Origin of the sequence: Sphingobium sp. B2 (assembly GCF_007693735.1) — a bacterium.
GTDB lineage: Bacteria > Pseudomonadota > Alphaproteobacteria > Sphingomonadales > Sphingomonadaceae > Sphingobium > Sphingobium xenophagum.
Genome location: NZ_VDBZ01000002.1, coordinates 321,526 through 332,836, shown reverse-complemented (window position 1 = coordinate 332,836; position 11,311 = coordinate 321,526). Strand labels below are relative to the sequence as shown.

The window sequence follows — 11,311 nt, the reverse complement described above, 5'->3', positions numbered from 1 at the left end:
CAAACCGCAAGGTAGAACATCGCATGACCATATCGCCGTCTTTCCGTCTCCCGACGCTCGCAATGCTGGGGCTTCCGCTCATCATCCTGCCCATGCTGGCGCAACCGCTGACAGCCGCGCCCGCCGCAGCGCCTGCGCCCAAGGCGGCGATCGCTGCGCGCCAGGCAGGCTACAAGAAGATGGGCGCGGCGATGAAGGCCCTGAACGATCAGATCAAGAGCGGCGCGCCGGTAAAAGCCACGATGGTTGCTGCGGCCCAGACGATCGCCGCCACAGCGCGGGAACAATCCCGGCTGTTCCCGGTAGGCAGCGGCCCGACGGCGGGCGTTTCCACCGACGCCTTGCCCAGCATCTGGACCGATCGCGCGACCTTTGATGGGCAGATGGCCAAGCTGATCGCTGAATCGGGCAAGCTGGTCGGCGTCGTCAATGGCGGCAATCTCGATGCGATCCGCGCACAGGCCAAGGCGACCGGCGGCACCTGCGCCGGCTGTCATCGCCAGTTCCGCGCGGACAATTGAGCGACTGCGCCGTGTCGACTGACGCGCCATCCCGGCGTTCGCTTGTTTGGGATATGTATATCCGGCTGTTCCACTGGTTGCTCGTCGCCCTTTTGACCTTTTCCTGGTGGAGTGGCGAACAGCATGAAATGGAATGGCACCGCCTGTCGGGCTATGCCATCCTGTTCCTGCTGATTTTTCGTATCTATTGGGGGTTTGTGGGCAGCAGCACAGCCCGCTTCGGCCAATTCGTGCGCAGTCCCCGCTCGGCCTTCACCTATCTCCAAACGCTCCGGACACGGCCCTATCGTGCCACGGCGGGGCATAATCCAGTCGGCGGCTGGAGCGTCCTGCTGATGATCGTCAGCCTGATCGCCATGGTGACGGCTGGCCTGTTCGCGGTGGATGTCGATGGCCTCGAATCAGGGCCGCTCGCCGACTATGTCAGCTTCGATCAGGGGCGCCTGGCCGCTGATCTGCATGGATTGTTGTTCAACCTGCTGCTCACGCTCGTTGCGCTGCACATTGCCGCCATCCTCTATTATCTGCTGCGCCTGCGCCATAATCTGATCGGCCCGATGATCCATGGCCGCAGCACCATATCGGTGGGAGACGCGGCCAATCTGCCCGTCGGATCACCGTGGAAAGCGCTTGTCGGCCTGCTCATCGCCGCTGCCTGCACCTGGGCCATCGGTTTTCGCTAAGCGGCGCGGCATCGCCTAACCCTTGCCGCGGCGCGGGCGCAGCGCGTCGCGCATGGCGATGCTGGAATTGATCCGGGTCACGCCGGGCATCCGCGATAAAATTTCGCTATGGATGCGCTCATAGGCATCCACGCTGTCCGCTTCGACACGCAGCCAATAATCGACAGCACCGGTCATCAGAAAGCATTCGCGGATTTCCGGACATTGGCGCACCGCATGTTCGAAGCGGGCAAGATGATCCTCCGTCTGTCGATCGAGCGTCACCTGGACCAGCACGTTGACCAGACTGTTGTCGTCCCGTCCGCCTGCGACCACGGTATAGCCGCGAATATAGCCCTGCGCTTCCAACTGCCGGATGCGTCGATGGCAGGCCGACGGCGAAAGACCGACCTCCGCCGCAATTTCCGCATTGGATCGCCGCGCGTTCAGTTTGAGCAAGCGCAGAATCGCGCGATCCACATTATCGAAGGACATCGCCATATGTGCAAATCCATTGAAACATTGTGCGATATAGGCGCTAAATATCGAATAATCATCTGCTGATTGCGTAGATATTCGAACAAACGTGATTTATTGTACGTCGACGTAGGAAGGGGAATGGTCTTGCAGCATGGAACGGCGGGACGCTTGTGCATCGACCTTGGTGCGCTGGTGGCCAATTATCAGCTGATCGCGCAGCATGTCGCGCCCGCTACCGTTGCTGGAGTGGTCAAGGCCGACGCGTATGGGCTGGGCGCCGCTCCGGTATCCGCTGCCCTGTACGCCGCAGGCTGCCGACATTTCTTCGTCGCTCATTTATGCGAAGCGGCGATCCTGAAACCGCATCTGCCGATCGATACCACCCTCTACATCCTCAATGGGCTGCCGCCCGGCGCGGAAGGGGATTGCGTTGCGGTCGGCGCGGTGCCCGTCCTCAATTCTCTGGAACAGATTGATAGCCGGGCTGCCTTGGCCCGCACTATGGGCCGCCCCTTGCCCGGCGTGATTCAGGTCGACAGCGGCATGGGTCGCCTCGGTCTGACCCCGGATGAGCTGGCGATCCTGCGGATGTCGCCGGAGCGACTGGATGGTATCGACCTGCGTCTTGTCATAACGCATCTGGCCTGCGCCGATGATCCCGACGACGGGTTCAACGAGCGGCAGCGTGCCGCTTTCGATGCCATCGCTCGCCAGTTCCCCGGCGTTCCGCGCTCGATCGACAATTCGGGCGGCGCCATGACGCCGGGCGTGGGACATGGCGACATCGTCCGCGCCGGGATCGCCCTTTATGGTGGTGCCCCCCATGGCCAGCCCAATCCCATGCGGTCGGTCATTGCGCTGGACGCCTATATCGTTCAGCTGCGCACCCTCGAAGCAGGGGCAGGGGTCGGTTATGGTCTGACCCACCGGTTCGATCGGCCTGCGCGCGTTGCGACTATCTCCGTGGGCTATGCCGATGGCTGGCCACGTCATCTCAGCAATCGGGGTAGCGCCTGGATTGGCGGCGTGCGCGTGCCCATCGTCGGGCGGGTGTCGATGGACAGTATGGCGCTCGATGTCACGGACGTGCCAGACGCCCTGCTCCATGCCGGAGCGCCGGTCGAACTGATCGGCCCGCATCAGACCATCGACGATATCGCGGCGCAGGCCGACACGATCAGCTACGAAATATTGACCCGGCTGGGCCAGCGCTATGCGCGGACCTATCTGCCCGCGCCGGTCGCTAATCCAGACAGGAGTATCATGGCATGAAGGTCGTTATCCTGGGTGGCGGGGTCATCGGCGTAACCTCCGCCTGGTATCTTTCGCAGGCAGGGCATGAAGTCGTAGTGATCGATCGCCAGAGCAGCGTGGCACAGGAAACCAGCTTCGCCAATGCTGGCGAAATCTCGCCTGGCTACGCGTCCCCCTGGGCCGCGCCTGGCATCCCCGCCAAGGCGCTGCGCTGGCTGTTCATGCAGCACGCGCCGCTGATCCTGCGCCCCAATGTGGACATGGCCATGCTGCGCTGGATGATCGCGATGCTGGGCAATTGCAACGCCGCCGACTATCGCATCAACAAGGGGCGGATGGTGCGGCTGGCCGAATATAGCCGCGATCAGCTGATTGCCCTGCGCGCCGCCACCGGCATCAGCTATGACGAGCGCCGTCAGGGCACGCTGCAACTTTTTCGCGAACAAAAGCAACTCGACGGCATCGCCAAGGATATTGAGGTGCTGCGCGCCGATAATGTGCCTTTCGAGGTGCTGGACCGCGCCGGCTGTATCGCCGCAGAACCTGGCCTTGCCGCCAGCGCGTCCTCCATCGCGGGCGGCCTGCGCCTGCCCAATGACGAGACGGGCGACTGCTTCAAATTCACCAATGCCCTCGCAGACATGGCGCGGGCGCGCGGCGTCCAGTTCCTGATGGGCCGCACCATCAAGGGACTGGCGCGCGCAGCCGGGCGGATCACCCATGTCGTCACCGACGAAGGCGACGTCACCGGCGACGCCTATCTCGTCGCCATGGGCAGCTTCTCGCCCTTGCTCCTGGCCCCGCTCGGCATGCGGCTTCCGGTCTATCCGGTGAAGGGCTATTCGATCACGGTGCCGATCGTGCGGCCCGATGCCGCGCCGGTCTCAACCCTGCTCGATGAAAGCTACAAGGTTGCTATCACCCGACTGGGCGACCGCATCCGCGTGGGCGGCATGGCCGAATTGTCGGGCTACACCAATGATCTGCCGCAGGCGCGCCGCGATACGCTCGACCATAGCGTCGGCACGCTGTTCCCCGGCGCGGGCGACCTCAGCCAGGCAACATTCTGGAGCGGGCTGCGACCGATGACGCCTGATTCCACCCCGGTAATCGGCGCGACGCCAATCGACAATCTCTTCCTCAACACGGGCCACGGCACGCTTGGCTGGACCATGGCCTGCGGATCGGGACAGGTCATCGCCGACCTGATCGGCGGCCAGACCCCTGCCATCGAAACCGCCGACCTGGCTCTGGCGCGTTATCGCCGCTGATTTTCAAGGAGAAGCCTCATGACCATCACCCGCATCGAAACCGGCCCGCGCATGAGCGAGGCTGTCATTCATGGCGATACCGTTTATCTGGCCGGCCAGGTCGGCGAAGGCGACAGCGTGACAGCCCAGACCCAATCTGCGCTGGCGGAAATTGAGCGTCTGCTGGCGCTGGCGGGCAGTAGCAAGGCGCATATCCTGCGCGCTACGATCTGGCTCGCCGACATGGCTGATTTTGCCGAAATGAATGCGGTGTGGGACGCCTGGATCGCAGACGTTGCAGCGCCCACGCGCGCGACCGGCGAAGCGAAACTGGCGACGCCCGATTACAAGGTCGAAATAATCATTACCGCCGCGCGCGCCTGAAGCCGGCGCAGGAGATAGGCCGGGGCCATGGCAAAGCCCCCCGGCATGTCAGTCAGTCCAGAGTCGATGACGAATGCGCAAAACCACGCGGTTCATGTCCCCTTGCCCGCCCGAAACCTGCGTAAAGGGGCGCAACGGCATGAAAATCGGCCAAAACTGCCCGCAAAGCCCAAGTTTGCGCAACGTGGCATATGGACCAGCGCCTCAGCCTTGGTTATGCGGGCATGGCAATAACTCCCATACGGAAGGCATTTTATGAACAATAGCGATCTGGCCGACGGCATTGCCGCGGCGAACGGCATCACCAAGGCGGATGCTCGCAAGATTGTCGACGGTGTTTTCGCCGCCATCGCCGATGCCGCTGCCAAGGGTGAAGAAGTGTCGCTCAATGGCTTCGGCAAGTTCAAGGTGAAGGATTCGCCGGCGCGCGAAGGCCGCAACCCCTCGACCGGCGCGACCATTCAGATCGCTGCGTCGAAGAAGCTCGGCTTTACCCCGGCCAAGGCGGTCAAGGACAAGCTCAACGGCTGATTGGCCGAACCGGCGTCTCTCGCAGGAGCGACGCCGGTTATGCATAACCTAGTCAGAGTTGGCCGCACGGCTTTTGCGGCCAGTTGCTCTGCTCCCTTGACGCGCTAGCATTTGCTCCAGCAGGTTCGCGTCGGGTGAAAGCGATCGCGATCAGCCTGTCGTCGCTTTCGCGGCGGAATTCGACCCAATGGTCGCGCTCGGCAGCGCCATGATTGCGCGTCCCGCACAGCGTCAGTGCGATCCTGTCCCCAAGCTCTGCGTTGCCGAGATAGTAGATCCGCCGGTTCCGTGTGACAGGCAATGCCGCTGGCTCGCGGAACCAGGCCCATTCCGCCCGATCGAGCATGGCCTGGAACGCGGAAAAATAGAGAAAATCCGCGCCGTTAAAATCCTCGTGCGGGTTGGGATCGATCAGGAAGCGAGCGAGGCATTGCCGGTCCTGCCGGGCGAAGCCCAGTATGTCGTCCCAATGCTCTGCGCGGAACGGGGCTGTTCGCAACCGGGGCGACGGCAACAAACGACATGGCCTTGCAACGCCACCGCGCGTTGCGGAATTATTTACGCCGTCAACCGCACGGTGCACGAAAGCGGACTCCATCGTGACCTGCGCCAGCCCAGCCGTATCGGCAGCCACGTCTATTTTGCTGCGGAATCGCGTATGTCCGATCCGTTCCAAGGTAAGCGCAAAGTCAATCGACGCATTCTCGCCGATCGCTCCCAAACCCCTACCGGAAACATCCAGCGCTATAGCCATGAATGCGGGATAGAGGCGCTGATGGTCCACGCCGCGGAAGTCCGGCTTGTCAAGACCGTGCGCGGCCGCCAGCGCAAGCCAATGACGATGACCGCACGCCTTCAAAAGCCAATTTTCCGAAAGCCCGGCCCGGCATAATTGCGGCATACCGACAACGACCGGCTGAAGCGACCGCCATTCGATGGCATGCTCGGTCGCATTCACGTCCGGGCAAATTCTGGACAAGGCTGTTTGCGCCATGAATGTCGCTCCGTTCAGACCAACACCGGCTCTGGGGCGACGGGTTGCAGCGTCTCGGCAATGTGGCTCACGATATGCGCGGCATCACGGGCAACGCCGGCAAATCGACCCGATCCCCATGTGTAGAGCCATGGCAGGCCAATGAAATACAGGCCGTCATGCTTGGCAATACCGCGATCATGCCCCGGATAGCCCCTACCGTCGAAGACGGGCGCATCAACGAAACTGAAATCCATGCGGAAGCCGGTGCACCAGATGATACTGCCAACCTGCTCGGCCGTCAGGTCGAGAGTTTCCGGATCGCTTTCCGGTGCCCAGCAGGGCACGTAGGGCGCCTCTTCGGGCGCATCGATGCCTGCACGCTCAATATAGTCGTCGATGGTCTTGCGGATGCGTAGATAGGTGGCATCGGCGGCATCCAGATGCTTGGTCAGATCCTGACGGAAGCGGATTATGTTTCCATCCACGCCGTCGAGCATGCCATATAGTTTCATGCCGCGTAGCGCGAATGCACGCAGGTCGATCTCGCGCCCGCCGTCGCGACCAGTAAGATAGTGGTTCTCGTTCTGGCGCACTTTCTCGCTCGATGGGTGCTCGTCGATCGGCATATCGTAATGGCCCATTTCCTCGAGCCAGTCGGTCGAATCTCGGCCGCGATAGCGTCGGGGCGCTCGTGGCGCATCGCCGACGGCCAGATGAACCTTGCGCCCGGCAAGCATCAGATCCTCGGCAATCTGGCAGCCGGACTGGCCCGAACCCACCACCAGCACCGACCCTTCCGGCAGGTCGTCAGGATTGCGATATTCAAGCGAGTGAAACTGCGGAACTTGCGCAGGAATGGCCGCCCCAACCCGGGGTACGATGGGTGTGTGATAACCGCTGATCGCCACGATGACTTTGTCGGCGCTGTAGATGCCATCGGTCGTCTCGACCAGGAAGGCGCCATCAACGCCTGGTTTGACGCGGGTGACAGCCACACCCTCGCGGATTGGCGGGTTTACCAGTCCGGCATATGCCTCAAGGAAACTGATAATCTCGTCCTTCAGCATGAAGCCTTCTGCATCGGTGCCGCCATATTCACCGGAATAGCTGAAACCCGGCAGGCGGCATTGGCGGTTGGGGGTAACCAGGCAGAAGCTGTCCCAGCGTTCCGACCGCCACGAATGCCCGATGCGATGCTTTTCGAAGATGAGATGCTCGATTTTCTGCGCCTTGAGCAGATAGCTGAGGGAAAGCCCGGCCTGCCCGCCTCCGATGATGATGACGGGAATGTGCGAAGGGGTGGTCTCGACGGGGTTGGGCATGGTCGATCTCCGAATTGGGATGTCGGTTCAGGAACGGATCACGGGATGAAGGCGAGGACGTGGACGTGCGGATCGGGCCAGTCGGCAAAGCGGACAGCCTTTGCCTTGATTGCAGCCAACTGGACCTGCGCCTGGGCACAGCCCATCCCGAACCGGGCCCTCACCCGGTCATTGGCGGCCTCCAGCGCGGCCTGGGACAACTCGGCAAAGACGGCAACCGGATAGGCTTCGTCCACACTCAAATGCTCGCGGACGATGGTGGACGGGGAAAAGCAATTTTCGACTTCTCCATCGGGCCAGCGAACCCGGAACAGCATTTCAGGCATGTCGTTTCTCCAGAATCGGGTGACAGCCAATCAGCCGCTCTGCGGCTGACCAAACCCTGGCGCTGTTTCCTCCCAGCCTGATGGTGACATCGGTCTGGGCGGTCACTGTTCCGACGGCCTCACAGGCGATATTGGCTTGGGCAAACCGGGCGATCACGGCTTTGGCATGACGTGGCGGGGCGGTGAGGACGAAGCCGAAACTGGGAAAGGCGCTCAGCCAGCGTTCCCAGTTGATACCGGCCGGGCGGGGGACAGCATCGAGAGCGATATCCAGACCCACACGCGAACTTTCGGCAAGCATGATCGCAGTGCCGATCGGCCCCGCCATGCTGATGTCCTTGGCCGCAGAAATGCGGCCCTGCTCGGCCAGTTCGGGCATGATCGTCAACAAGCTGCGCAGATGTGCGTCCGTCGCATCGGTGCTTGCGTCCCACCAGGGGAATGGATCGCGGAACTTGCCATCCAGATCGATGGCCATCAGCAGCGTATCGCCTGGGCGCGCATCGAAGCTGGTAACGACGCAGCCGGCCCTGCCTAGAATGGCGACGGCGAGTTGCCCTCCGGACGATCTGAGATTGGAATGGCCGCCGACGATTGGTACCCCATAGCGTCGCGCCGCTTCGCGCATGCCGTTCAGCATCGGTGCTGCGCCGGCCATGCCATCCGCCCAGAAGGCATTGACGACAGCAATCGGACGGCCACCCATGGCGAGAATGTCGCTGACATTCACCATCACGCCACAATAGCCTGCAAACCACGGATCGGCGGCGATGAAGTCTTCGACGAAGCCTTCGATCGCAAGCAGCAGGTGCCCGTCGCCATCGGCTATGGCCGCGGCATCGTCGCCAACCGGCACGGCATCGGCACTGCTGAGGCCGAGCAAATCCACGACCGGCGCAATGTCACCCTTGTGAGCAAGGCCTCTGCTGGCGCGGACCAGCGCAGCTATGGCTGCCACATCTGTCATGCCGCGCGACGCACTTCGGCACGCAGACCCGCAACCCCATCGGCAAGCGGAGGATAGTGAGCCAGGTCCGCCTGCATCAGGACATGGGGGCTGCCATGCAGATCCAGTGAGTCGATGCCCCGCCACTTCATGCGACGGAACAGCAGTTCGTTGCGCGCCTGCACATGCGCTAGGAAACGGTGACATCCGCGCGCATGCGCCGTACACACTGCAAGACGGATCAAGGCTGGTCCGATGGTCCCTATCGTCCTGTGCGATGCGGCTACCGCCAGACGCGAACCGCGCCAAACGCCTGCTTCGCTTGAATGGATGCGGACAGTGCCGATGACTTCGTCCGGCTGGCCGCCGATCATCGAGAGCGCAACGATGGGGATAGCAGTAGCATCAATCTCGTCACGGTCATGATGCGCGAACAGTCCCTGCTCGACGCAGAACACAGCGTGGCGCAGCGTAGCTGCCCCGGCCAGTTCCCAGTCCTGCGTGGCAAAGCGCACGATGTAGTCGGCGGAGCGGTAGGGCGGGGGTGGTGCCAGGTCCATCACGCCACCTGAACGTCCGGCTGGTGGAACTTTTCGAATGTCGACAGCGCCGAGCATGCACCGCAGCGGGCACAGCCCGCCTTGACCTTCTCGGCCGTCATGCCGGCGTCGGCGAGCATTTGCGCAAGGGGCCGCAGCACAGAGGACATGAATTCCGGGGACGGCGATGGATGGCTTTCCAGCGGCGTTCCGGAGATCGGCACGAATGGCACGATGAACGGGTAGACCCCGATCGCAACCAGGTCCTGCGCCATGGACAGTAAGGCTTCGCGCGTGTCGCCGAGACCGGCGAGGATGTAGGTGGACACCTGTCCCCGTCCGAACACCGGCACAGCGGCTCGGAAAGCCTCCATATAACGATCGACGGACACGCTCGCCTTGCCGGGCATGATCCTGGCTCGCAGCGCGGGCGTGACCACTTCCAGATGCATGCCGAGCGTGTCGATCCCGGATTCGCGCATCGTTGCGAACCAGCCATCATGATCCGGCGGTTCGCATTGACCCTGAATCGGAAGATCGACAGCAGCGCGGATGGCGCGTGCGCTTTCGACCAGCACCCCGGCGCCCCGGTCCGGCGTGGCCGGCGTGCCGGTCGTCATCACCATGTGCCGTACGCCGTCGAGGTCGACCGCAGCCTTCGCCACTTCGGCAAGCTGCGCGGGAGTTTTGTGCGCGATCGTCCGGCCCGCCGCGAGAGACTGACCGATTGCGCAGAACTGACAGGTCTTGGTTCGGCTCTGATAGCGGATGCAGGTTTGAAGCACAGTCGTGGCCAGCACGTCGCGCCCATGCAATGTGGCAATCTGCGAATAAGGCACGCCATCGCCGGTCTTGAGCGAATAGAAGTGTGGCTGGGGCGGAAAGGCGATGGCGCCGATGGCGCTGCCGTCGCGACTCAGCATGGCGTTGCCCTGCGCATCCGGACGGCTCGCCTGGAACGGGCTGTCGAATGCATCGGCAGTATGGACGGGCACCATGACCGTCACGCCGTCAATGGTGATGGCCTTGTGGTCTGAAGGGCCTGCTCCGCCCCGGCGGCTGGCTGCGCCGGCCCGCGGATCAACCAGCCGGATGCCTGAGGACTGCAACTGCGCAATCATCGCGGCGGTCGTCGGCTTGGCCATCATAATTCTCCGTGATCGGGTGGGAGGACGCGCGGTGCAGCGCGGGGGCAGGGCGATTGTCGAGGTGGAGGCGCAGTAATTCGGGGCGGGCATAGTGCCCGACCGAATCCATCATTCGCTTGCGCTTCATGACCAGCGACAGGTCGCAGTCGGCGATGAGCAGGCCTTCGCCATCGGTCATGGGTGGCACCACATGCTGGCCTTCCGGCGAGACAATTGCGGTGTTGCAGCCGCCAGCCAGCACCTTGTGATGCGTGCCGGTCGGGTCGATCGCGGCGCGTTGCTCGTCGGTGAGCCAGCCCGTGGCATTGACCACGAAACAGGCGCTTTCGGCCGCATGATGACGGATCGCCGCCTCTATCTGGTCATGGAAGATCGGGCCAACCAGAGAACCGGGAAACTGGCTTGCATGAATCTGCTCGCCATCTGCCATCAGCGCATAGCGAGCGAGCGGGTTATAATGCTCCCAACATGCCAGCGCGCCGACCCGACCTACGGCCGTGTCAACCGCACGTAGGCCGGAACCGTCGCCTTGCCCCCAGACCATGCGCTCATGGTAAGTTGGCGTGATCTTGCGCCGTTTCAGCGCAAGGGTGCCATCGGCATCGAAAACGAGCTGGCTGTTGTAGAGCGATCCGCCATCCCTCTCGTTGACGCCGACCACCAGCACCATGGCATGACGACGGGCGGCGGCAGAGAGCGCTTGAGTGACCGGTCCCGGAACGACTACGGCCTGATCATAAAGTTCAAGATGCTTGGCGCCCATCCGGTAGGGCGGGTCGATGAAGGAGAAATAGGGATAATAGGGCAGGAAGGTTTCGGGAAAGACCATGAACTGCACACCCTTGCCTGCGCCTTCGGCAATGGCGTTCACAACCCGCTCAAGCGTTCCGCCCGGACGGTCCAGCACCGGAGCGATCTGTACCCCTGCGGCGCGGATGATCCGCCTGTCAAAGCCATCATGCTCCATCGACC

Annotated in this window: 14 protein-coding genes; 6 read left to right on the top strand and 8 right to left on the bottom strand. The window is 62.7% G+C overall.

Translation table 11 applies throughout. The annotated features are described in order from the left end of the window. Nucleotides 1-23 precede the first annotated feature (23 nt). Nucleotides 24-521, top strand: a complete 498-nt coding sequence (locus FE851_RS17245) for a c-type cytochrome (RefSeq protein ID WP_145205097.1) — start codon at nt 24-26, stop codon at nt 519-521. A gap of 53 nt (nt 522-574) precedes the next feature. Further along, on the top strand, nt 575-1,204 hold the full coding sequence (locus FE851_RS17240; protein ID WP_145205094.1) for a cytochrome b/b6 domain-containing protein: 630 nt from the start codon (nt 575-577) through the stop codon (nt 1,202-1,204). Between the two features lie 15 nt (nt 1,205-1,219). Here the strand turns inward: FE851_RS17240 and FE851_RS17235 are convergent, their stop codons facing one another. Continuing rightward, nucleotides 1,220-1,684 carry an Lrp/AsnC family transcriptional regulator gene (locus tag FE851_RS17235; RefSeq protein ID WP_145205091.1) on the bottom strand — a complete coding sequence of 155 codons (465 nt, stop codon included), beginning with the start codon at nt 1,682-1,684 and terminating at the stop codon, nt 1,220-1,222. A gap of 117 nt (nt 1,685-1,801) precedes the next feature. On the opposite strand from FE851_RS17235, the gene alr reads away from it, so the two are divergent. The 4 genes from alr (at nt 1,802) to FE851_RS17215 (ending at nt 5,082) form a co-directional block, all read left to right on the top strand. Then, a complete protein-coding gene (gene alr, locus FE851_RS17230) occupies nt 1,802-2,935 on the top strand; it encodes an alanine racemase (RefSeq protein WP_145205088.1) in 1,134 nt (377 codons plus the stop codon). After that, entirely contained in the window at nt 2,932-4,188 is a 1,257-nt protein-coding gene (locus FE851_RS17225) for a D-amino acid dehydrogenase (protein ID WP_145205085.1), read from the top strand. The genes alr and FE851_RS17225 overlap by 4 nt, the downstream gene beginning before the upstream one ends. A gap of 18 nt (nt 4,189-4,206) precedes the next feature. Next, complete coding sequence (locus tag FE851_RS17220) at nt 4,207-4,551, top strand: RidA family protein (protein WP_145205082.1); 345 nt, start codon at nt 4,207-4,209, stop codon at nt 4,549-4,551. A 255-nt stretch (nt 4,552-4,806) separates the two neighbouring features. Next, complete coding sequence (locus FE851_RS17215) at nt 4,807-5,082, top strand: HU family DNA-binding protein (RefSeq protein WP_017182407.1); 276 nt, start codon at nt 4,807-4,809, stop codon at nt 5,080-5,082. Nucleotides 5,083-5,134: 52 nt separating this feature from the next. Here the strand turns inward: FE851_RS17215 and FE851_RS17210 are convergent, their stop codons facing one another. From FE851_RS17210 to FE851_RS17180, 7 genes are all read right to left on the bottom strand, one after another. Next, complete coding sequence (locus tag FE851_RS17210; protein WP_261371062.1) at nt 5,135-5,983, bottom strand: Pnap_2097 family protein; 849 nt, start codon at nt 5,981-5,983, stop codon at nt 5,135-5,137. A 107-nt stretch (nt 5,984-6,090) separates the two neighbouring features. Continuing rightward, nucleotides 6,091-7,380, bottom strand: a complete 1,290-nt coding sequence (locus tag FE851_RS17205; protein WP_145205076.1) for an MSMEG_0569 family flavin-dependent oxidoreductase — start codon at nt 7,378-7,380, stop codon at nt 6,091-6,093. Between the two features lie 38 nt (nt 7,381-7,418). Further along, the gene (locus tag FE851_RS17200; RefSeq protein WP_145205074.1) at nt 7,419-7,706 is read right to left on the bottom strand and encodes an MSMEG_0570 family nitrogen starvation response protein; all 288 of its coding nucleotides are present in this window, start codon (nt 7,704-7,706) and stop codon (nt 7,419-7,421) included. Next, nucleotides 7,699-8,673 carry a sll0787 family AIR synthase-like protein gene (locus FE851_RS17195; RefSeq protein WP_145205071.1) on the bottom strand — a complete coding sequence of 325 codons (975 nt, stop codon included), beginning with the start codon at nt 8,671-8,673 and terminating at the stop codon, nt 7,699-7,701. The genes FE851_RS17200 and FE851_RS17195 overlap by 8 nt, the downstream gene beginning before the upstream one ends. Further along, on the bottom strand, nt 8,670-9,212 hold the full coding sequence (locus FE851_RS17190) for an MSMEG_0567/Sll0786 family nitrogen starvation N-acetyltransferase (RefSeq protein WP_145205664.1): 543 nt from the start codon (nt 9,210-9,212) through the stop codon (nt 8,670-8,672). Before FE851_RS17190 ends, FE851_RS17195 begins: the two co-directional genes overlap by 4 nt. After that, on the bottom strand, nt 9,212-10,336 hold the full coding sequence (locus FE851_RS17185; RefSeq protein ID WP_261371037.1) for an MSMEG_0568 family radical SAM protein: 1,125 nt from the start codon (nt 10,334-10,336) through the stop codon (nt 9,212-9,214). Before FE851_RS17185 ends, FE851_RS17190 begins: the two co-directional genes overlap by 1 nt. Next, nucleotides 10,272-11,306 (bottom strand): Nit6803 family nitrilase, encoded by a 1,035-nt coding sequence (locus FE851_RS17180; RefSeq protein ID WP_145205068.1) that lies wholly within the window; start codon nt 11,304-11,306, stop codon nt 10,272-10,274. The genes FE851_RS17185 and FE851_RS17180 overlap by 65 nt, the downstream gene beginning before the upstream one ends. Between the last annotated feature and the right edge of the window lie 5 nt (nt 11,307-11,311).